Genomic DNA, 22041 nt, shown 5'->3' on the forward strand with positions numbered 1-22041 from the left:
GTCATCGCCCGGCTCCGACCGGGCGATCCCGTACGCCGAGATGTCAGTGGGTGAATCGATGAGCCGCGGCGTACTGGATTCCCCGCCTGCGCGGGGAATGTGGGCGGACGCGGTCCGCCACCGTGCGCGATGGTTATCGATGTCCTGAAGCCGCAGGGTAAACCGAATCTGACGAATCGTGGAAGTGCCTGCAAATCAGGGACTTCTTCAATCGTCCGCGGTTGCGGCGCGGCCTCGCGTTTACGTCTGCTTCATCGCGATACTTAAACTGCCATTCAAATTTGCCCGCCATCATCGCCTCCAACAAGCCGGTAAACGGCAACGGGCAAGAAGCCCTGGGGATGAGTTGAACAGCGCGATCCGGAAGGGTCACGCACATCAGAGTTGGACGGGAGCCGCGCTCGGGGGAACGAGGCGGCCTAAGAAAAAAAGGGGATGCGTTATGTTTCAGGGTACTTTCGATTTCGAGACGGCAACGCCGATCGATGCAAGCGCGCTGTCGGACGTTCTGTTCGAGCGCGGGATCTATTGGGCGAGCGGCCGCTCCGGCCTCGTCGATCTCGTCGCCGCGCACAAATGGTTCAACCTCGCAGCCCTGAAGGGCCGCAAGGACGCCGTCGCGCTGCGCCAGGAAGTGGCAGGCCAGATGTCGGAGACCGAGATCTCGGCCGCGCAGCGTGAGGCGAGGGCGTGGGTGTCCGCGCACTGAACTGAGCGGCTCATCCGGCCCGGTGGTTCTACGGGGCGCAGGAATTGCGCTGAATCAAGTTCGCAGGGCGTATCGCCATCTAGACCTGCGCGGCATGAGCGATTCCGACAACAGCGACCCGGGACCGAGTCCAAGACCGCGCGAATGGCTGCCGATTCAGATCGCGCCCGACGATTGCGATCTGGAACTCGGACGGCCGCACAAGTCAGGCATTCTGCCGCTGACCTTTCCATGCCGCCGCAAGGGCGGCGTGTGGTTCAATGTCTGGGCGAACGAGGCCGTGCTGATATCGCCTTCGCACTGGCGGGTCTGGCGATCGCGCATCTAGGTGTGCGCACACTTATATATAAGGTGAGCGCGAATCGGGTTGAGATCGGCCGCGCGGAACCTTGCGCTTGGCCTTTGCCCCGACGGCTTTCATAGGAAGACACGCGACAGAGCTGGAATCTGCGGCTGGGTGGCGGAGAGAGAGGGATTCGAACCCTCGATACAGCTTGAGACCGTATGACGCTTTAGCAAAGCGTTGCCTTCAGCCACTCGGCCACCTCTCCGGTGCGAGCCTTATGCATCTAATTGCTTGGGCCGGTCAATTTGGAAGCGTGTGTTTTCGTTCAAATATTCCCAACGAATTCCGCATCACTGCGCGCCGATAGAGACGGTTTGCTGTCCGGTTGCGAAACATTGAGTCGAAAGGGCTGACCAGGATCCAGCGCGATCGAAAGAGGCGACGTCGAAGGGGCCGCGCAAAACGTCATCCATCTCGCGTTAAGCGATTGAATTCACTAGAAAGTTGATGCGGAGGCACGGCGCCTGCAAGGCGTCACACCGGCTGGCTGCTGCATCCGAGGCTTATGAAGGGCCGTCCGCCGGGCGACGTCGTCCGTGGCCGCCGGCCCTGATGTCCCGATCCCCCGAGCGACTTCAACCCGCGCAAAGGGGCGGCGCTGCGGTGGTCGCGTTGGTCGCTTTGCGTAGCGCCCCCCTTGAGATCACCGCAAGTTACGGCGCGTTACGCATCCCCCGAGTCGCGCGCATCGATTCCACGATTCGAGCGCGTCGGAGCCGGCTCTGTGCGTAAGCCGGCGCGCGTACGGCTGGACCGGGAATTTCGACGGCAAATGGAACCGTTCAGAAAGCGGTAATGAAAACAATGTGTTACCGGCGCAGTTTGATCACATCTGCGTGTTATTTGTGCAACACTTTCAGGGAAACACGCTTCGTGGACCCGTTTCGGAGCGTTCTGTTGTTGTGTGTGCAAGGACGTTCGGTAATTGTGATCGGGCGACGGAGGGGGGCATCCCAAGGTCGTCCCGTTTAGGTCTTTCGCTTAAGTCCCTCGCGTTCATGCGGGTGTGTCCGAAGACGCGAAGGTGACCAAAGCGGTGATTTAGAGGGGGTTGGGGAATTGGCCGTCCGGGTCAGTGACCTTCCCTGAAGAGCAACTTGGAGGTTTAACATGAAGTTGGTTAAGAGCCTTTTGCTCGGCTCAGCGGCGGGTCTGATCGCCGTGGGCGGAGCTCAAGCAGCCGATCTCCCCGTGAAGGCCAAGGCGGTCGAATACGTGAAGATCTGCTCGCTGTACGGTGCGGGTTTCTACTACATGCCGGGCACCGACACCTGCATCAAGCTGGGTGGTTACGTCCGCGCTGACATGGTTCTCGGCGGCGCCGGAGACTATAACTTCAACGCTAACGGCCCGACGCTCAACGGTGGTTCGAACAACCGTCTGACGAACTACTACTACACCCGCGCTCGTATGGACCTCAACGTCGATACGCGTACCGCGACCGAATACGGTGTTGTCCGTACCTACGCTGACATGATCTTCTCGTATGATACGGGTCAGTGGTCCGGCAGCGCTCCGTCGACGTTTACCGCTGGCGGCGTTTCGCTCGGCCTCTACCATGCGTTCATCCAGTTCGCTGGCTTCACCTTCGGCCGCACGGTCTCGATCTTCGACGCTCCGTGGCAGAGCTACAATGCTGGCGGTCCCGATACCGTTCCGGGCGGTTCCAACCACGTGACCGGTATCAATCAGGCCGCTTATACTGCTGACTTCGGCCAGGGCATCACCGGTTCGGTCGCCTTGGAAATGCCCGATACGCAGTCCAACGGTCTGGGTAACCTCTGGAACGTTTCGGCCACCACTGCTAACGCTGCGTTCATCACGGGCTCCTACGGCAACAACGGTTGGGGTGGAACGCGTTCGCCCGACATCGTCGGTGCTCTCCGTGTCGACCAGGCCTGGGGTCTGGGCCAGATTTCGGTCGCCGCGCATGAACTGCATGCTGGCTACTACGGCACGACTGAGCCCACCGGTCATCCTTCCGACAAGTGGGGTTGGGCTGTGATGGGCGCCTTGTCGATCAAGAACATCCCGACCGGTGCGGGCGACACGATCAACATGAACGCCGTCTACACCGATGGCGACACCCGCGAGAACTTCCAGGTTCTGTTCCCGCAGACCTTCTTCATGTACAGCGGCACGGGCGTGGCTGGCGCTTATCAGAGCATCGGTTTCGCTGGTATCTCTGACGGCGTGTTCAGCTCTGCTGGCGGTGGCATCGAGACCACCAAGAGCTGGGGCTTCCGCGGTGGTTACACCCACAACTGGAACCCGAACTGGGCGAGCGCCATCTACGGCGGTTACGGTGGCGTGAGCTACAGCACCACTGCCAAGGCGACGATCTGCGCTGCCTTTGCTCTGGCTGTCACGACTGCCGGTGCGACCTGTAACCCGGACTTCAACTTCGGCGTTATCGGCGTCAACACCGTCTGGACCCCGGTCAAGAACCTGGCGTTCACGGCTGACCTGAGCTGGTCGCATCTCGACCAGAAGTACTCGGGCGTCATCTCGGGTGCGAACACTGCGGTCGCTGCTGCTGCGAAGCCGGTTGCGACGTATGAGCTGAAGGATCAGAACTCGCTGACCCTGCTGCTCCGCGCCAACCGCACCTTCTAAGTTCGACCACTCCACTCGAGCCCCCGGCGGGAAACCGCCGGGGGCTCTTGCTTTTGGGCGGTACGGCGATCGTCCCGTGTCACACCAATCAGGATGACCATCGACGAGGGCCGGGCGGACGAAGTCGACCTCGTCTTTTGAAACGAAAGAGGCCGCCTTGCGGGGCGGCCTCTTCGATTCCTGTGCCCCGCCGTCCTGGCTTCGGGCCAAGGCTCGGCAGATTGTCGAGGCTTTCAATATCGCTCCCGCTTCGACCCATCCAGGCGGTTCGGTCCGGCTCGTCCAGGCCACGCAACCCGGCAGGCGCCATTCGACCGAGAAGCTTGCCGTCAGCTTCGACCGCGGGGTGACGGGGCGCGGCGCGCACGTGCAATCGACCGGGCAGCAGCAACGAAGGTGCAATGCAGCTTCGCTTCCTGTTTGTTGTCCGGAGGCAGCAGATGCTTGGCCCGGGAGCGAGCGCAAGCGCAAGCGAGCCGGCATGAAGCAGCCTCGCGCACCCCGGCCTCGCCGGAAATCGGGGTGAGTGTCTTCCGTCCGAAAGGGAGCGGCTCTATTCGACGCTGCCGACGCCGCGATGCAGGTCGGCCTCGATCTGCAAGCGCGTGCCACCGCCGAAGCGGGCGCGGTAGACCTGAAGATTCTCCATGATCCGCTGCACGTAGTTGCGAGTTTCGGAGAAGGGAATCAGCTCGACCCAGTCGACCGCGTCGACCTTTGCGTCACGTGGGTCGCCGTAGCGGTCGATCCATTTCCTCACGCTGCCGCGGCCGGCATTGTAGGCCGCGAAGGTCATGATGTAGGAGCCGCGATAATCCTCGAGCAGGCCGCCGAGTTCGGCCGCGCCGAGCGTGGCGTTGTAGGACGGATCGTTCTTCAGCCGCGACAGGTCATAGGTCGCACCGTGCCGCTTGCAGACATAGCGCGCGGCATCGGGGGTTACCTGCATCAGGCCATAGGCCTGCGCCGGCGAGACCACGGCCGGATTGAACGCGCTTTCCTGCCGCGCGATCGCGTAGACGACGCTGCGCTCGACCTCGGGGCCGATCTGGGTGAAGTGCGGAATGCCGTTGACTGGGTAGGCGTAGAAATCGAACGGCAGGCCGCGATTGAGCGCCGCCTTGCCGACCAGCAGCATGCCGCGCGCGTCGCCGTAGCGCTGGGTCAGCTCGCCGAGGCCGGTCAGCGCCTCGGGATCGCCGTTCTCGCCCATGTCGGCAAGCATCGGCACCGCCAGATCGCGCTCGTCGAGCTCGTAGAGCAATTGCGCCGCGCGCACGATCTCCAGCCGTTCGGCGCCGCGGCCGCGCGGCTGGCTGTTCAGCTCGATTTGCGGCAGGCCGAGCTTTGCGCGAGCGAGCTGGCCGTAATAGCTGGTCGACTGCTCGGCAGCACGGGCATAGGCGTTGCGCGCCTCCTGCTGCCGGCCGGCGGCCTCGGCGGCGCGGCCCTGCCAGTACCCGGCACGCGCGAGTGTGGTTGGATTGACGCTGCCGACGCCGATGCGGGCAAAATGCTGGGCGGCTGCCGCGGGATCGTTGAGGAAGCGCAGCGCGATCCAGCCCGCGGTGAACTCCTGTTCGGTCTTGTAGATGTCGCGCGAGGGCAGGGCGGCGTCGCGCGCGATCAGATAGGCGCTGCGGAAGTCTTCGCTGTCGATCATCTTGCGTGCCAGCAGGCGTCGCTCGATCCACCATTCGTCGACATTGTAGAGCCGGTTGGGGTCCTTCGGCGCCGACAGCATCAGCTGAGCCGCTTCGGGAAACTTCTCTTCGCGGCGCAGAAGCTGAATCTTGCTAAAGATGAAGCCGGGATCGCCGTGCAGCTCGCGCGGCACCTCTTCGAGCAGCGCGCGCGTGTTGGGCGCTTTCCTGAAGGAGGCGATACGGGCCCTGGCGAGCGCGACATAGCCGGCGCCAAGCCGTTTTGCCGCGCGCAGGGCCGCCTCATGCTCGCTGCCATAGAGCAGCGCGTCCATCCGCGCCTTCTGGTCGCCCGGTGTGAGTAGCGCACCGAACTGGTCGAGCGCGTTGTTCTCGGTATCCTCCGACATCGGATCGCTGCGCCAGGCTTCGCGCACCAGCCGCTCGGCATTGGCGCGGTCGCCGCGCGCCAGCATTGCCTTGGCGAGGGCGAAGCGGCCCTTGGCCGAAACAGGGGATTCGTTCTCGAACCACGACCATGCAACTGAATCGTCGCGCCTGTCGTCCCACATTGCAGCTTCGAGGCGCCGACGCAGGAAGGTCTGCGACGGCCAGCTTGGATTTGCAGTGAGGAAAGCGCGGTAGCGCTCGACGCTCGCGCCATTGTCCTCGCTGCGCAGGATGATCCATTCCGCGAGTTTTCGCGCGACTGGATCCGAGATCGAATCCGCATAACTGGTGGCATCGCCTGGTTTGCGCTTGCGCACGAGCTCGATGACGTTCTCCAGCGTGTCCTTGTCGGCTTGCGATGTCGACGAGGTCGCCGCGACGGCGGCCGGCATGACCGGCTTGCGCGGCGCGGCGTGCTGGCGCGTTGCCGGCGCGAGCACGGGCGTTGCGACAGGTCTGGCCGAGACAGGTGCCGGGGCGGTGTGTCTCACGGTAGCCGTCGCCGTCGGCGCGACGTGGGAAGCCGACGCGTTGGAGGCCGGTCGCGACTTTGACGCGGAGGCAGCTGCAGGCTTCGGCTTGTCCTTCGCAGCGTTCTTGCTGGCAGGTTTCTTCGCCGCATCCTTGGCTGGCGCCGAGGCTGCGCCCTTGCTCGCTCCCTTGGCGGCCTCTTTGCTTGCGCCCTTGGCTGTGTGCTTGGACGTTTCTTTGGACGTTTCCTTCGCGGCGCCGGTGGCGAGTCCCTTGGCAGATCCCTTCGCCGCGTCTTTCGCTGGCTGCTTGGCGGCTGGTTTCGCGGTTCCCTTCGCTGTTTGCTTTACGGGTTCCTTCGCGGCGTCCTCTGTCGTCTCCTTGGACTTGGCCAAAGCGACGCAGCCGGCCGACAGGCCGGCCATCAGGCACAGCGCCAGACCGGCTGATCGCCATGCGGCACGAGCAAAGGAGGTCACGGCGTTTCGTCGCCCCGAATCAGTCAATTGGCTCAAGACCTATCTGTACAAGATCTGGCTGTATTTGATTGAATATGCGGACAAAATACCAACAGCCGCTTACCGCCGCCGGGTTTGCACCACCACAGCGGCAAAATCGCGGCTTAAACGGTGCGTCACACGGATGCAGGCCTTTTACGGGCGGGTTAGACTCGATAAGAATGGGGCTTGCTCTAAATCTCGCCGCGTACGGAGGAAGTCCATGGCAGCCAAGACGAAATTCCGGGGATCTTTCACCGCCTTGGTCACGCCGTTCAAGAATGGCTCGCTGGACGAAGCGGCGTTCCGCTCCCTGGTCAACTGGCAGATTTCGGAAGGCACCAACGGCCTGGTCCCGGTCGGCACCACCGGCGAGAGCCCGACGCTCAGCCACGACGAGCACAAGAAGGTCGTCGAATGGTGCATCGAAGAGGCCAAGGGCCGGGTGCCCGTGATCGCCGGCGCCGGCTCCAACTCGACCAAGGAGGCTGTTGAGCTGGCCCAGCACGCGGAGAAGGCGGGCGCCAACGCCGTGCTGGTGGTGACGCCGTACTACAACAAGCCGACCCAGGAAGGCATGTATCAGCACTTCAAGGCGATCAACGATGCGATCGGGATTCCGATCATCATCTACAACATCCCGCCGCGCTCGGTGATCGACATGTCGGTCGACACCATGAAGCGTCTGTGGGAGCTGAAGAACATCGCCGGCGTCAAGGACGCCACCGCCAGTATGGTGCGCGTGTCGCAGCAGCGCGCCGCGATGGGCGAGGATTTCAACCAGCTCTCCGGCGAGGACGCCACCATCATCGGCTACATGGCCCATGGCGGCCATGGCTGCATCTCGGTGACCTCGAACGTCGCGCCGCGCCTGTGCGCCGAGTTCCATGCCGCGTGGGCGAAGGGCGATACCAAGGCGGCGCTCGCGATCCACGACAAGCTGATGCCGCTTCACAACAACCTGTTCATCGAGAGCAACCCGGCGCCGATCAAGTACGCGATGTCGCTGCTCGGCAAGCTCGACGAGACGCTGCGCCTGCCGATGGTTCCGGTCTCCGAGCCGACCCGCGTTGCCGTGCGCGACGCCATGGTTCACGCCGGCCTCATCAACTAGGCGGCGTTCGTAAACTCGTCGCCACAGGCAAATCAGGGGGATCACCGATGCTGAAGGAATTCCGCGAATTCGCGATGAAGGGCAACGTCGTCGATCTCGCCGTCGCGGTCATCATCGGCGCCGCTTTCGGGGCCATCGTGACCTCGATGGTCAACGACATCATCATGCCGATCATCGGTGCAGTCACCGGCGGCCTGGATTTCTCCAATTATTTCATCGGACTTTCCAGCAAGGTCACCGCGACCAATCTCGCTGATGCCAAGAAGCAGGGGGCGGTGCTGGCGTATGGCAGCTTCTTCACCCTGGTCGTGAACTTTGTCATCGTCGCTTTCGTGCTGTTCATGGTCATTCGCACCATGAACCAGTTCAAGCGCAAGGAAGAGGTCAAGCCCGCGGAGCCGCCGAAGCCGTCGGCCGAGGTCGTGCTGCTGACCGAGATCCGCGATCTCCTCAAGAAGTGACGCGCGCGCTTCATCCAATCTGTTAGCGTCGCTGCGCATCCCGATCAGGTTTGTCTGCCAGGTTTTTGAAGGTCATGGCCGATAAGAACGAACGTCCGATCAAGGTCATGGCGGAAAATCGCAAGGCCCGCTTCAACTACGCCATCGAGGACACGATCGAGGCGGGCATTGCGCTGACCGGAACCGAGGTGAAGTCGATCCGAAACGGCAAGAGCACGATTGCGGAGTCCTACGCCGATTCCAAGGACGGCGAGATCTGGCTGATCAACGCCACCATTCCCGAATACCTCCAGGGCAACCGCTTCAACCACGAGCCCAAGCGGCCGCGGAAGCTGCTGCTGCATCGCCGGCAGATCAACAAGCTGATGGGCGCGGTCGATCGCGAGGGCATGACGCTGATCCCGCTCAAGCTGTATTTCAACGAACGCGGGCGCGCCAAATTGCAGCTAGCGGTTGCAAAGGGTAAGAAGCTGCACGACAAGCGCGAGAGCGAGAAGAAGCGCGACTGGAGCCGGGAGAAGGGCCGGCTGATGCGGGCGAGGGGATAGGGCCGAGAGGACGGGATGACGCAGAAGAACCTGCTCGAGGTGGACTGGAGCCGAATTCCTGCACCTGATGACGATGGCGGCGCTGCCCATCTTGCAGGTCTGACGCTGCCCGCGATCAGCCTGCTTGCGACCGACGATACGTCGGTCAATCTGTCGGCGCTACCGGGGCGCACCGTGGTGTTCGCCTACCCGCGCACCGGCGAGCCCGGAAAGATCGGATTGGTCGACGATTGGGACATGATCCCCGGGGCGCGGGGCTGCACGCCGCAGACCTGTGCGTTTCGCGACCTGTTCGCCGAGTTGAAGGCCGCCGGCGCGGCGCAGGTGTTTGGTCTCTCGACCCAGAGCAACGCCTACCAGACCGAGATGGCATCCCGGCTGCATCTGCCGTTCCCGGTGCTCTCCGACGAGAAGCTGGTGCTCACGCGCGCGCTCAATCTGCCGACCATGGAGGTCGCGGGCCTGACGCTGATCAAGCGCCTCGCGCTTGTTGTCGACGACGCCAGGATCACGCATGTGTTCTATCCGGTGTTTCCGCCCGACCGGAACGCCGGCGATGTGCTGGACTGGCTGAAGGCCCATCCCGCCAAGGATTCAGCAAAAGCCTAGTCGAGATCCGTCTTCACCTTCGCGAATACGCTGCGGAACATGTCCGGCGTGAGGACGCCCGTGTTCGTGTTGTAGCGGGAGCAGTGATAGCTGTCGTACAGCTTGAACGCGCCGGCCTGGTGCACGGCGCCGTGGCCGAAGGGGGCCTGCGAGGCCTTCAGCTTCAGCGGCTTGAGCACGCTGTCGTGCGCAATCCGCCCGAGCGCAATGATGGCGCGCAGCTTCGGCATCGTTTCGAGATTGGCGACGAGAAACTGCCGGCAGGTATTGATCTCGACCGGCAGCGGCTTGTTCTGAGGCGGAACGCAATGCACGGCATTGGCGATCCGGCAGTCGACCAGCTTCAACCCGTCATCGGGACGCGCCTGGTAGCTGCCCTTGGCGAAACCGTATTCGAGCAGCGTGGCGTAGAGCAGGTCACCGGCATAGTCGCCGGTGAACGGCCGGCCGGTGCGGTTGGCACCCTGCATCCCCGGCGCGAGACCGACGATCAGGAGGCGAGCCGAGATGTCGCCGAACGGCGCAACCGGAGCATTGTGCCACAACGGCTCGCGCGCGCGGTTCGCCTCGCGAAAGGCGACCAGGCGCGGGCAGAGCGGACAGTCACGGTCGGGGACGAGGTTGGGGGCCTGGCGGCTCGACTTTGCCGCCTCACTCCTCGAAGTCGTCATCGCCCCTCGGCGCCATCGTGGTCGCGCGCTGGAGGAATTGCGGGGCGTGGTGGCGGGCCTCGCGCTCGCCGCGATCACGTGGCGCTGGGCGCTCGGACGGGTCGCGGCCAAGCTTGGACTGCAACTCGACGAGATCGGTGAAGACGTCGGCCTGGCGGCGCAGCTCGTCCGCGATCATCGGCGGCTGGCTGGCGATGGTGGAGATCACCGTGACGCGGACGCCGCGGCGCTGCACGGCCTCGACCAGCGAGCGGAAGTCGCCGTCACCCGAGAACAGCACCATCTGGTCGACGTGCTCGGCGAGCTCCATGGCGTCGACAGCGAGCTCGATGTCCATGTTGCCCTTGACCTTGCGGCGGCCGGAGGCGTCGATGAACTCCTTGGTCGCCTTGGTGACGACGGTGTAGCCGTTGTAGTCGAGCCAGTCGATCAGGGGACGGATCGAGGAATATTCCTGATCCTCGATGATCGCTGTGTAGTAGAACGCCCGCAGCAACGTCCCGCGGCTCTGAAATTCCTTCAGAAGGCGCTTGTAATCGATGTCGAAGCCGAGAGTTTTCGCCGTTGCGTAAAGATTGGCCCCGTCGATGAAGAGCGCGATCTTGTTGGTAGGGGAAGGTGACATTCAGTTTGCTCGCGTAGCGTTCGTGATAATTCGTTTTTTGTTGGCGCGATGGCAGCAAGCCGCGCAGTTTTAAAGTGCTGCCGAAACCCGTCGAAACCGCAAATCCGGAGAAGTCGGGGCAATCAAGGTATAGTTATGGCGGCCCTTCATACACCCGGCGCCGCCCACAACGGCAGCCCGGGAAACCACCCATCCCAGCCCTAATGTGGAGGTAACAGAGCCGTTTGGCGAGGCCAAATCACAAATTGGCCTTGCGAAATCGCCCCGGCCCCTATAATTAGCCCCGATCATCCACATATTTCGTCCCACCCACAACGGAGCGACAGTCTATGGCTCGCGTCACCGTAGAAGATTGTATCGACAAGGTCGACAACAGGTTTGACCTGGTCTTGCTGGCCGCCCACCGTGCCCGCATGATTTCGTCCGGTTCACAACTAACGGTTGACCGCGATAACGACAAGAACCCTGTTGTATCCTTGCGCGAGATCGCCGACACGACCATCTCGCCCGAGGATCTCCGCGAGGAGCTGGTGCATTCCCTGCAGAAGTTCGTCGAAGTCGACGAGCCGGAGCCGGATACGGTGCCGCTGATCGGTTCCGCCGGCGCCAGCGTCGATGCCGACGACACCGAAGTCGCTGTGGAGCGCATGACCGAAGAGGAGCTCCTGAAGGGCCTCGAAGGCCTCGCGCCGCCGGAAGAGCAGCCCGAGGAGGACGAGTAATCGTCTTACTCGCGATCGTCGATTTCTTGTGATCTTATCAAAGGCCCGAACCTGCGTTCGGGCCTTTGCTTTTGTTGGCGTTTTCGTGGTTACCATAGCGTTGCCGGTTCGCGCCGCCCGCCTGTCATCGAATTGATCGGCCGCGTCCGCGATCGGGCTTAGGATGTATGCAACGGGCCGTCTCATGGTCCGTTTGAAGGCAGGATGGAATGGTGTATCGACGCCGCAGACCCACGCAGATGCTGGCCGCAACCGAATCGGTTGCCGTGGCCCCGACTGCGCCGGTGGCACGGCCGGCGAAGCCGCGCGCGCGGATGATGCGTCAATACGACCTCGTCGAGCGCGTCCGGTCCTACAACCCGAACACCAACGAAGACCTGCTCAACCGCGCCTATGTCTACGCCATGAAGGCGCACGGCTCGCAGACCCGCGCCTCCGGCGATCCGTATTTCTCGCACCCGCTCGAAGTGGCGGCGATTCTCACCGACCTGAAGCTCGACGACGCCACCATTGTTGCGGCCCTCCTGCACGACACCATCGAGGACACTGAAGCGACGCGCGCCGAGATCGATCAGCTGTTCGGGCCCGAGATCGGGGCGCTGGTCGAGGGCCTGACCAAGCTGAAGCGGCTGGAGCTGGTGTCGCGCGAGGCCAAGCAGGCCGAGAACCTGCGCAAATTGTTGCTGGCCATTGCCGACGATGTCCGCGTGCTGCTGGTCAAGCTCGCCGACCGCCTGCACAACATGCGCACGCTCGACTTCGTGCCGACCGAATCGCGACGGCGCATCGCCGAGGAGACGCTCGACATTTACGCGCCGCTGGCCGGGCGCATGGGCATGCAGGAAATGCGCGAGGAGCTGGAGGATCTGTCCTTCCGCACCCTCGATCCCGAAGCCTATTCGGTGGTGATGCAGCGGCTCGATGCGCTCGCCGAGCGCAACCGAAACCTGATCGGCGAGATCGAGGACCAGCTCTCCAACAATCTGCGTCACCGCGGCTTGGGGGCGCGGGTCTATGGCCGCCGCAAGAAGCCGTTTTCGATCTGGACCAAGATGGAGCGCAAGTCGATCGGCTTCGAGCAGCTGTCCGACATCTTCGGCTTCCGCGTCGTGGTCAACGACATCGAGTCCTGCTATCGCGCGCTCGGCATCGTTCACACCACCTGGCCGGTCGTGCCGGGTCGGTTCAAGGACTACATCTCGACGCCGAAGCAGAACGATTATCGTTCGATTCACACGACGGTGATCGGCCCCGGCAACCAGCGCGTCGAGCTGCAGATCCGCACCGAGGCGATGGACCAGATCGCCGAACGCGGCATCGCCGCGCATGTCTTCTACAAGGAAGGCGTGGGCTCGCCGACCGAATTCCTCAAGCGCGAGTCCAACGCGTTCGCCTGGCTGCGCCACACCATCGGCATCCTCTCGGAGAGCGCCAACCCCGAGGAATTCCTCGAGCACACCAAGCTCGAACTGTTCCACGACCAGGTGTTCTGCTTCACCCCGAAGGGCAAGCTGATCGCGCTGCCGCGCCACGCCAACGTGATCGACTTCGCCTATGCCGTGCATACCGACGTCGGCAACAGTGCGGTGGGCTGCAAGATCAACGGCAAGTTCGCGCCGCTGTCCTCTGAACTCCAGAACGGCGACGAGGTCGAGGTGCTGACGTCGGAGGCGCAATCTGCGCCGCCCTCGGCCTGGGAGACGCTGGCGGTCACCGGCAAGGCGCGCGCCGCGATCCGCCGTGCCACCCGCACCGCCGTGCGCGATCAATATGTCGGCCTCGGCCGGCGCATCGTCGAGCGCCTGTTCGAGCGCGCCAAGATCGAATATGCCGACGACAAGCTCAAGGGCGCGCTGCCGCGGCTGGCGCGCACCTCGATCGAGGACGTCATGGCGGCGGTCGGGCGCGGCGAGATCAAGGCCTCCCACGTCGCGCGCGCCATGTATCCCGACTACAAGGAGGAGCGCGTCGCGCGCTACGGCATCAAGAAGGGGCTCGCCGCCAAGCTCAAGGAGAAGGTGCTCGAGCCGTCACGCAGCCCGGTGGCGATCCCGATCGGCGGCATCAATTCCGACCTGCCGGTGAAGTTCGCGCCGAACGGCGGCGCGGTGCCGGGCGATCGCATCGTCGGCATCGTCACGCCGGGCGAGGGGATCACGATCTATCCGATCCAGTCGCCGGCGCTGAAGGATTTCGAGGAGGAGCCGGAGCGCTGGCTCGACGTCCGCTGGGACATCGAGGATTCCGCGCCGCAACGCTTCCCGGCGCGCATCAAGGTGGAGAACGTCAACGAGCCCGGCGCGCTGGCGCAGATCGCGACTGTGATCGCCGAGCACGACGGCAACATCGACAACATCAGCATGCAGCGCCGCTCGCCCGACTTCACGGAGACGACGATCGATCTCGAAGTCTACGATCTCAAGCATTTGAGCGCGATCCTGGCCCAGCTGCGCGCCAAGGCGGTCGTCGCCAAAGTCGAACGTGTCAATGGATAGGCGCCTCTCTCTCCGATCTCGTGAGTCCTGAAATGCCCGCATCTCCGCTTCGCCTCGGCGTCAACATCGACCATGTCGCGACCGTCCGTAACGCTCGCGGCGGCCGCCATCCCGATCCGGTCCGCGCCGCGCTGCTGGCGATCGAGGCCGGTGCCGACGGCATCACCGCGCATTTGCGCGAGGATCGCCGGCACATCCGCGACGAGGACATGGCGCGGCTGAAGGCGGAGATCTCCAAGCCGCTGAACTTCGAGATGGCGGCCACCGACGACATGATGCGGATCTCGCTCGCGACCAAGCCGCATGCCGTCTGCCTGGTGCCGGAGCGCCGTCAGGAGGTGACGACCGAGGGCGGATTGGACGTAGTCGGCCAGCACAACGCGCTCGCGCCCTATATAGCGCGGCTCAATGATGCCGGAATCCGCGTCTCCCTGTTCATTGCCGCCGACCCGGCGCAGATCGAGATGGCGGCGCGGCTGCGCGCGCCCGTGATCGAGATCCACACCGGCGCGTGGTGCGACGCCGTCACCGACGGCCACACCGACAAGGCTGAAGCCGAATGGCAGCGGATCGTGGCGGGCGTGAAGGTCGCGACGGTGGCGGGGCTGGAAGTCCATGCCGGACATGGCCTCGACTATGCGACCGCGGAGAAGATCGCCGCGCTGTCCGAGATCATGGAGCTCAACATCGGTTACTACATGATCGGCGAGGCGCTGTTCGTCGGTCTTGCCGAGACGGTGCGCAAGATGCGCGCGGCGATGGATCGGGGCCGGAGCCGGGCATGATCATCGGCATCGGCTCCGATCTCATCGACATTACCCGCGTGGCCAAGGTGATCGAGCGCCATGGCGAGCGCTTTCTCGACCGCATCTTCACCGCGGCCGAGCGGGCCAAGGCGGAGCGCCGGGCCAAGAACGAGAGGATGGTGGTGGCGACCTACGCCAAGCGCTTTGCCGCCAAGGAGGCCTGCTCCAAGGCGCTCGGCACCGGCATCCGGCAGGGCGTCTGGTGGCGCGATATGGGGGTGGTCAACCTGCCCGGGGGCCGGCCGTCCATGCGGCTGACCGGGGGCGCGCTGGCCCGGCTCCAGGCCCTGACGCCAGAGGGGTTCGAGGCCCAGATTGATCTATCGATCACCGACGACTGGCCGCTCGCGCAGGCCTTCGTGATCATTTCCGCCGTCCCGATGGCCAAGCCCTGATGGCTAAATGATCGTTTTATAATTATCGTTGAAAATCAACATCTTATGAAGTTTTGATGCGATCCTTGATTGCGTGGCCTGCGACAACCGTCTAAAAGTCCGCGAACGCAAATCAGGCTGGGCGAATTCGGCTTTACGCCGGAATTGGCCCTCACTATCAGAATCAGGACAATCTCCTTGGGCCGCGAACCGGTGGGCCGTTCGCGGGAGGAGGGCGTTCTATGATCGCCGGCCGGAATTGAGAGAGCAATGAGCGTGACTTCGGGAACGAAAACTGAAAGCGGCGTCGGCGAAACGGTCCGGGTCGTTATCCACGCTCTCCTGATCGCGCTGGTGATCCGCACCTTCCTGTTCCAGCCGTTCAACATCCCCTCCGGCTCGATGAAGGCGACACTGCTGGTCGGCGACTATCTGTTCGTCTCGAAATATTCCTACGGCTACAGCCACTACTCGATCCCGCTCTCGCCGCCGCTGTTCTCGGGACGGATCTGGGGCTCGGATCCGAACCGCGGCGACATCGTCGTGTTCCGGCTGCCCAAGGACGACACCACCGACTACATCAAACGCGTGATCGGCCTGCCCGGCGACCGCATCCAGATGAAAGACGGGCTGCTCTACATCAACGACACCCCGGTCGAGCGCCAGCGCATGAGCGAGTATGTCGGCGAGGATCCCTGCGGCTCCGAGGGCGGCGGAATCTCGCGCGTGAAGCGCTGGAAGGAAACGCTGCCGAACGGCGTTTCCTACGAGACGCTCGATTGCGCGGACAACGGCTACATGGACAACACCAACGTCTACACGGTGCCGCCCGGCCATTTCTTCATGATGGGCGACAACCGCGACAACTCCACCGACAGCCGCTTCCTCGGCCAGGTCGGCTACGTGCCGCGGGAGAACTTGATCGGCCGCGCCCAGATGATCTTCTTCTCGATCGGCGAGGGTGAGCACGCCTGGATGTTCTGGCGCTGGCCGTGGGCGGTGCGCTGGAATCGCTTCTTCAAAATCGTCCGATGAAAGACGAAGCCAAGGACATCACGACCCAGCCGATCGAGGCGCAAGCCGCTCCTGAGGGCGAAGCTGCAACAAAGACGCTTGCGCCGAAGACCCCTGAAGCCAAAGCTGGTGAACACAAGGCTGGTGAAGCCAAGACCGCCGACGCCAAGACTGCCGCGAAGAAAAAGCGGACGCGGAGCAGCAAGGCCAAGGACAAGGCGAAGGCCGCGGCTGACGCGAATGCTGCGCTCGAGGCCCGCATCGGCCACGGCTTTGCCGATCCGAACCTGCTGATGCAGGCGATCACGCATGTCTCGGCGCTGAAGTCGGGACGCAAGCGCGGTGACAGCTATCAGCGGCTGGAGTTCCTCGGCGACCACGTGCTCGGGCTCGTCGTTTCCGACATGCTCTATCACGCCTTCCCGAACGCTGATGAGGGCGAGTTGTCCAAGCGGCTTGCCGAGCTCGTGCGCAAGGAAAGCTGCGCCGACGTCGCCAAGTCGCTCGGTCTGCTCGACGACATCAAGCTCGGCTCGGTCGGTTCCAGCGCCGATGCCCGTCTGCGCAAGTCCATTCTCGGCGACATCTGCGAGGCCGTGATCGGCGCGATCTTTCTCGATGGCGGCCATGCGGCGGCGGACGAGTTCGTCAAGCGCAACTGGACCGAGCGCATGCACAAGCCGCGCCGGCCCTTGCGCGATCCCAAGACCGTGCTGCAGGAATGGGCGCAGGGGAAGGGACTACCGACGCCTGTCTATCGCGAGGTCGAGCGCACCGGCCCGCATCACGATCCGCAGTTCCGCGTGGCGGTGGATCTGCCGGGACTGGCGCCGGCCGAAGGCATCGGCGGCAGCAAGCGCGCGGCGGAGAAAGTAGCAGCTTCAGTGATGATCGAACGTGAAGGCGTTGGCGGCGGCAATGACGGCTGAAGCAAGCGGTGAGGCGCCTGCCGCGACACGCTGCGGTTTCGTCGCGCTGATCGGCGCGCCCAACGTCGGCAAGTCCACGCTGGTCAATGCGCTGGTCGGGGCCAAGGTCACGATCGTCTCGCGCAAGGTGCAGACCACGCGCGCGCTGATCCGCGGCATCGTGATCGAGAACAACGCGCAGATCATCCTGGTCGACACGCCCGGCATCTTCCTGCCCAAGCGCCGGCTCGACCGCGCCATGGTCTCGACCGCCTGGAGCGGGGCGCATGACGCCGACCTCGTCTGCGTGCTGCTGGATGCCAAGACCGGGATCGACGAGGAAGCCGAGGCGATCCTGGCCAAGGCTGCCAGCGTCAACCACGACAAGATCCTGGTCATCAACAAGGTCGATCTGGTCCAGCGCGAGAAGCTGCTGGCGCTGGCGCAGGCCGCCAACGAACGGATGAAGTTCGTAAGAACCTTCATGATCGCGGCGATCTCGGGCGACGGCGTCGACGACATCCGCACCACGCTGGCCGAGATGGTACCGCCAGGTCCTTACCTCTATCCCGAGGACCAGATGTCGGACGCGCCGATGCGGCAACTGGCGGCCGAGATCACGCGCGAAAAGATCTATCAGAAGCTGCACCAGGAATTGCCCTACCAGTCCACGGTCGAGACCGACAAGTGGGAGGAGCGCAAGGACAAGTCGGTGCGGATCGAGCAGACGATCTTCGTGGAGCGCGAGAGCCAGCGCAAGATCGTGCTCGGCAAGGGCGGCGCCACCATCAAGTCGATCGGTGCGGACTCGCGCAAGGAGCTGATGCAGATCCTGGACGCGCCGGTGCATCTGTTCCTGTTCGTGAAGGTGCGCGAGAACTGGGGTGACGATCCCGATCGCTATCGCGAGATGGGCCTGGAATTTCCCAGGGAATAGCCAAGAAAAGATCAGTCGCCGATGAGTGTGCCCCGCAACGTCCAGCGTTTCGAAGCGCTGCTTTATGCCTCGCTGATGCTGGATGCGTTGTCGGTGGCGGTGCAGGACCGCACGCCCACCGCCGAGATGACCGAACAGATGATCATGACGGCGACGCTGCTCGCCGGAGGGATGATCCTGCTGCTGGTCTATTTCGTCCGGCTCGCCGCGCATTGGCGCAAGAACTGGCCGCGCTGGGTGCTGGCCGCGGCGCTGGTGCTGTCCGTGATCTCGCTCGGCCAGATTCTCGGCGAAAGGGGCCTCGAACTCGACAGCGCCATCGAGATCGTCTCCTGCGTGCTGACGGCGTTCGGGCTGTACTTCTCGTTTACCGGCGACGCGCAGGGCTGGTTCAACGCGTGAATTGATACGTTCCATCATTCCGGCGCGAGGCGAAGCATCGAACCCGCAATTTCGAGATTGCGGGTTCGCCTCTTCGAGGCGCCCCGGAATGACGGGAGATAGCGCTGCGCGCCTCACTGGAATCCTATAAGCTTCCTGCCATGGAATGGACCGACGAAGGCATCGTGCTGGGCGTGCGGCGGCATGGCGAGAGCAGCGCCATCGTCGAGCTGCTGACGCGCCAGCATGGCCGGCATCTTGGTCTCGTGCGCGGCGGTGCCAGCTCGCGGCTGCGGCCGCTCCTGCAACCCGGCAACAGCGTCAGTGCGGTGTGGCGGGCGCGGCTCGACGAGCATCTCGGTACCTACGCGATCGAGGGACTGAAGCTGCGCGCCGCGACGCTGCTCGGATCGTCCCACGGGGTCTACGGCGTGACCCATCTCGCCTCGATTGCGCGGCTGCTGCCCGAGCGGGATCCGCACGAGGAGATATTCTCGCTGCTCGAACACTCGCTCGATGATTTCGACGACATCGGCAGCGCCGCCGTGCATCTCATCCATTTCGAGCTGGCCATGCTCGCCGAGCTTGGCTTCGGGCTTGCGCTGGAGAATTGCGCGGTGACGGGGGAGACCACGGACCTGATTTACGTCTCGCCGAAATCCGGCGGCGCGGTGTCGCGCGGCGCGGGCGAGCCTTGGCGCGACCGGCTGCTGCGGCTGCCGCCGTTCCTGCGTCATGGCGAAGCCTCGCATGAGCTCACTGACGAAGATATCCAGGACGGCTTTCGACTGACCGGCCTGTTCCTGCTGCGCCATGTGCTGGAACCGCGCGGGCAGGGCCATTCCGATGCGCGCGCCGGCTTCATCAATGCCCTGATCCGGCAGCAGGCCAAGGCGGCGCTTCCCGCGCCATGAATGGATCGCGCTGCTGTGCTGCCTGAGCATCAGGGTTCCCTCGGGAACGAAACGCCGCCAGATGCGTTGGGCGGGCAGGTTCCACAACGGGGACAGCCCAAATGTTGATCAGGGGTTTTGCGCTGACCGCGGCGCTGCTTGCCTTTGCGCCTGACGCAATGGCCGGCGAGCCGCAACCTGGCGTGTTTCGCCGGGCCTCCTGCACCGTCGTCCGGTACTATGTGGCGAAATATTCCGCTGCGGCCGCAGAGACATGGGCGCGGTCCCATGGCGCGACCGATGCCGAAATCGAGGCGGCCCGCCGCTGTGTCGCCAACATGCCGGCGACGCCTCCGGTCAAGGTCCAGCCGACCGTGACCGCGGGCTGGGCAGGGCAGTAGAAGCCCACCGGGAACCAATCCATCCTTGCCCGATTCGCTTCCACGGTTTAACCGGGCGGCATGGGAAAACGAATCGTTCCGCCGGAAGAACCGGCTGAAATTCACGACGTACCGCTGCGCGAGGCGCTGGAAGAGCGCTACCTTGCGTACGCGCTTTCGACCATCATGCATCGCGCGCTCCCCGATGCGCGCGACGGCCTGAAGCCGGTGCACCGGCGCATCCTTTACGGCATGCGCCTGCTGCGGCTCGAGCCTGGCGTTATCCCTAAGAAGTCCGCGAAGATTGTCGGCGAGGTGATGGGCTCCTACCATCCTCATGGCGACCAGGCGATCTATGACGCCATGGTGCGCCTCGCGCAGGATTTCAGCTCGCGTTATCCACTCGTCGACGGCCAGGGCAATTTCGGCAATATCGACGGCGATAACCCGGCAGCCATGCGCTACACGGAAGCGCGCCTGACCGACGTGGCCCGCCTGCTTTTGGACGGGATCGATGAGGACGGCGTCGAGTTGAAGCCGACCTACGACGCCAGCGGCAAAGAGCCCGTTGTCTTGCCCGGCGGCTTCCCGAACCTGCTCGCCAATGGCGCGCAGGGCATCGCGGTCGGCATGGCGACCTCGATCCCGCCGCACAATGCAGCCGAGTTGTGCGACGCCGCGCTGCATCTGATCGAGAAGCCGGACGCCAAGTCCAAGGCGCTGATGAAATGGGTCAAGGGGCCCGATTTCCCGACCGGCGGCATCTGCGTCGATTCCAAGCAGGCGATCGCCGAAGCCTATACGACCGGCCGCGGCTCGTTCCGCGTCCGCGCCAGGTGGCAGCAGGAAGAGGGCGCGCGCGGCACTTGGGTCGTCGTCGTCACCGAGATCCCGTTCCTGGTGCAGAAGTCGCGCATGGTCGAGAAGATCGCCGAGTTGCTCGACCAGAAGAAGCTGCCACTAGTCGGCGAGGTGCGCGATGAATCCGCCGAGGACGTTCGCCTCGTCATCGAGCCGAAGTCGAAGAACGTCGATCCGGCGCTGATGATGGAATCATTGTTCCGGCTGACCGAGCTCGAAAACAAGATTCCGCTGAACCTCAACGTGCTGATCAAGGGCCGCATCCCGAAGGTGGTGGGGCTCGCGGAGTGCTTGCGCGAATGGCTCGACCATCTGCGCGACGTGCTGATACGTCGGACCAATTATCGCAAGGTGCAGATCGAGAACCGGCTCGAGGTGCTCGGCGGCTTCCTGATCGCGTTTCTGAACATCGACGAGGTGATCAGGATCATCCGCAACGAGGATGAGCCGAAGCCAGCGTTGATGAAGCGGTTCAAGCTCACCGAGGTGCAGGCCGAGGCCATCCTCAACATGCGCTTGCGCTCCTTGCGCAAGCTGGAAGAGATGGAGATACGCACCGAGGACAAGAATCTCCGTGCCGAGCTCAAGGGCATCGACGCGGTGCTCGCATCCGAAGCCGAGCAGTGGAAGAAGGTCGGCGAGCAGGTCGGCAAGGTCCGCGACATGTTCGGACCGAAGACGCCGCTCGGCAAGCGCCGCACCACTTTTGCGGACGCGCCCGAGCATGATCTCGCCGCGATGGAGGAAGCCCTCGTCGAGCGCGAGCCGGTGACCGTGGTCGTCTCCGACAAGGGCTGGATCCGCACCATGAAGGGGCATGTCGAGGATCTCTCGGGGCTCGCCTTCAAGCAGGACGATAAGCTCGGCATCGCCTTCTTCGCGGAAACGACGTCGAAGCTGCTGCTGTTCGCGACCAACGGAAAGTTCTTCTCGATCGACGTGGCGAAGCTGCCGGGCGGCCGCGGCCACGGCGAGCCGATCCGCCAGTTCATCGATCTCGAGCCGGAGGCAGCACCGGTCACGCTGTTCGTCAACAAGGGCGGGCGCAAATTCCTGGTCGCGAGCCACGAGGGCCAGGGCTTCGTCGTCAGCGAGGACGATTGTGTCGGCACCACCAAGAAGGGCAAGCAGGTTCTCAACGTGGACATGCCCAACGAGGCGCGCGCGGTTACCGAGGTGATCGGCGACACCGTCGCGGTCATCGGCGAGAACCGGAAGATGCTGATCTTCCCGCTCGAGCAGGTGCCGGAGATGGCGCGTGGCCGTGGCGTGCGCCTGCAGAAGTACAAGGACGGCGGCCTCTCCGACGTTACGGTCTTCGAGGCCAAGGCAGGCCTGACCTGGAAGGACTCTGCCGGCCGCGAATTTTCCGCGACCATGAAGGAGCTCGCGGAGTGGCACGGCACCCGCGCCGACGCCGGCCGTCTGCCGCCTAAGGGCTTCCCGAAGTCGAACAAGTTCGGCAAGGCGATCGGGTAGCCGCTCTCTTATCCCCGATGTGCAGCAATGC

General features: G+C 63.8%; 21 protein-coding genes and 1 tRNA gene. 18 read left to right on the forward strand and 4 right to left on the reverse strand.

The features are described from left to right. The first annotated feature begins 442 nt into the window (after positions 1-442). Entirely contained in the window at positions 443-709 is a 267-nt protein-coding gene (locus XH90_RS16555) for a hypothetical protein (protein ID WP_194482438.1), read from the forward strand. 94 nt (positions 710-803) lie between these two features. Then, entirely contained in the window at positions 804-1037 is a 234-nt protein-coding gene (locus tag XH90_RS16560; protein ID WP_194482439.1) for a hypothetical protein, read from the forward strand. A 130-nt stretch (positions 1038-1167) separates the two neighbouring features. Here the strand turns inward: XH90_RS16560 and XH90_RS16565 are convergent. After that, positions 1168-1260, reverse strand: a tRNA-Ser gene (locus tag XH90_RS16565). 905 nt (positions 1261-2165) lie between these two features. On the opposite strand from XH90_RS16565, the gene XH90_RS16570 reads away from it, so the two are divergent. After that, positions 2166-3671, forward strand: coding sequence for a porin (locus XH90_RS16570; RefSeq protein ID WP_194482440.1), 1506 nt, complete (start codon positions 2166-2168; stop codon positions 3669-3671). Positions 3672-4224: 553 nt separating this feature from the next. Here the strand turns inward: XH90_RS16570 and XH90_RS16575 are convergent. Further along, entirely contained in the window at positions 4225-6660 is a 2436-nt protein-coding gene (locus XH90_RS16575; RefSeq protein WP_194482714.1) for a transglycosylase SLT domain-containing protein, read from the reverse strand. A 295-nt stretch (positions 6661-6955) separates the two neighbouring features. Between XH90_RS16575 and dapA the strand changes: the two genes are divergently transcribed. The 4 genes from dapA to XH90_RS16595 all read left to right on the forward strand — a co-directional run bounded on the left by dapA (position 6956) and on the right by XH90_RS16595 (position 9464). Continuing rightward, positions 6956-7846, forward strand: a complete 891-nt coding sequence (dapA, locus tag XH90_RS16580; RefSeq protein WP_194482441.1) for a 4-hydroxy-tetrahydrodipicolinate synthase — start codon at positions 6956-6958, stop codon at positions 7844-7846. Positions 7847-7893: 47 nt separating this feature from the next. Further along, complete coding sequence (gene mscL, locus XH90_RS16585; protein ID WP_194482442.1) at positions 7894-8307, forward strand: large conductance mechanosensitive channel protein MscL; 414 nt, start codon at positions 7894-7896, stop codon at positions 8305-8307. A 74-nt stretch (positions 8308-8381) separates the two neighbouring features. Next, the gene (gene smpB / locus XH90_RS16590) at positions 8382-8855 is read left to right on the forward strand and encodes an SsrA-binding protein SmpB (protein ID WP_035709956.1); all 474 of its coding nucleotides are present in this window, start codon (positions 8382-8384) and stop codon (positions 8853-8855) included. Between the two features lie 15 nt (positions 8856-8870). Continuing rightward, positions 8871-9464 carry a peroxiredoxin gene (locus XH90_RS16595; protein ID WP_194482443.1) on the forward strand — a complete coding sequence of 198 codons (594 nt, stop codon included), beginning with the start codon at positions 8871-8873 and terminating at the stop codon, positions 9462-9464. Here XH90_RS16595 and XH90_RS16600 read toward each other — a convergent pair. Together XH90_RS16600 and XH90_RS16605 are read right to left on the reverse strand one after the other, a co-directional pair. After that, positions 9461-10135: a uracil-DNA glycosylase gene (locus tag XH90_RS16600; protein WP_194482444.1), complete on the reverse strand. Its 675-nt coding sequence runs from the start codon at positions 10133-10135 to the stop codon at positions 9461-9463. The two genes, XH90_RS16595 and XH90_RS16600, sit on opposite strands and share 4 nt — an antisense overlap. Continuing rightward, positions 10116-10760, reverse strand: a complete 645-nt coding sequence (locus XH90_RS16605; protein ID WP_194482445.1) for an NYN domain-containing protein — start codon at positions 10758-10760, stop codon at positions 10116-10118. Before XH90_RS16605 ends, XH90_RS16600 begins: the two co-directional genes overlap by 20 nt. Before the next feature lie 329 nt (positions 10761-11089). Here XH90_RS16605 and rpoZ point away from each other — a divergent pair, with 329 nt between their 5' ends. The 11 genes from rpoZ to parC all read left to right on the forward strand — a co-directional run bounded on the left by rpoZ (position 11090) and on the right by parC (position 22010). Continuing rightward, entirely contained in the window at positions 11090-11482 is a 393-nt protein-coding gene (gene rpoZ, locus XH90_RS16610; protein ID WP_008133017.1) for a DNA-directed RNA polymerase subunit omega, read from the forward strand. Positions 11483-11691: 209 nt separating this feature from the next. Beyond that, complete coding sequence (locus XH90_RS16615) at positions 11692-13977, forward strand: bifunctional (p)ppGpp synthetase/guanosine-3',5'-bis(diphosphate) 3'-pyrophosphohydrolase (RefSeq protein WP_194482446.1); 2286 nt, start codon at positions 11692-11694, stop codon at positions 13975-13977. 32 nt (positions 13978-14009) lie between these two features. After that, on the forward strand, positions 14010-14762 hold the full coding sequence (locus XH90_RS16620) for a pyridoxine 5'-phosphate synthase (protein ID WP_194482447.1): 753 nt from the start codon (positions 14010-14012) through the stop codon (positions 14760-14762). After that, on the forward strand, positions 14759-15178 hold the full coding sequence (gene acpS / locus XH90_RS16625; RefSeq protein ID WP_194482448.1) for a holo-ACP synthase: 420 nt from the start codon (positions 14759-14761) through the stop codon (positions 15176-15178). The genes XH90_RS16620 and acpS overlap by 4 nt, the downstream gene beginning before the upstream one ends. Before the next feature lie 249 nt (positions 15179-15427). After that, positions 15428-16192 (forward strand): signal peptidase I, encoded by a 765-nt coding sequence (gene lepB / locus XH90_RS16630; protein ID WP_194482449.1) that lies wholly within the window; start codon positions 15428-15430, stop codon positions 16190-16192. Next, entirely contained in the window at positions 16189-17100 is a 912-nt protein-coding gene (gene rnc, locus XH90_RS16635) for a ribonuclease III (RefSeq protein WP_194482450.1), read from the forward strand. Before lepB ends, rnc begins: the two co-directional genes overlap by 4 nt. Further along, entirely contained in the window at positions 17090-18016 is a 927-nt protein-coding gene (gene era, locus XH90_RS16640) for a GTPase Era (RefSeq protein ID WP_194482451.1), read from the forward strand. Before rnc ends, era begins: the two co-directional genes overlap by 11 nt. Before the next feature lie 21 nt (positions 18017-18037). Continuing rightward, on the forward strand, positions 18038-18418 hold the full coding sequence (locus XH90_RS16645; RefSeq protein WP_194482452.1) for a hypothetical protein: 381 nt from the start codon (positions 18038-18040) through the stop codon (positions 18416-18418). 140 nt (positions 18419-18558) lie between these two features. Further along, positions 18559-19311, forward strand: coding sequence for a DNA repair protein RecO (gene recO, locus XH90_RS16650; protein WP_194482453.1), 753 nt, complete (start codon positions 18559-18561; stop codon positions 19309-19311). Positions 19312-19412: 101 nt separating this feature from the next. Continuing rightward, complete coding sequence (locus XH90_RS16655; RefSeq protein ID WP_194482454.1) at positions 19413-19691, forward strand: hypothetical protein; 279 nt, start codon at positions 19413-19415, stop codon at positions 19689-19691. Positions 19692-19751: 60 nt separating this feature from the next. Beyond that, on the forward strand, positions 19752-22010 hold the full coding sequence (parC, locus tag XH90_RS16660) for a DNA topoisomerase IV subunit A (protein ID WP_194482455.1): 2259 nt from the start codon (positions 19752-19754) through the stop codon (positions 22008-22010). The last annotated feature ends 31 nt before the right edge of the window (positions 22011-22041 follow it).

It is taken from the genome of Bradyrhizobium sp. CCBAU 53338, from assembly GCF_015291665.1.
Lineage (GTDB): Bacteria > Pseudomonadota > Alphaproteobacteria > Rhizobiales > Xanthobacteraceae > Bradyrhizobium.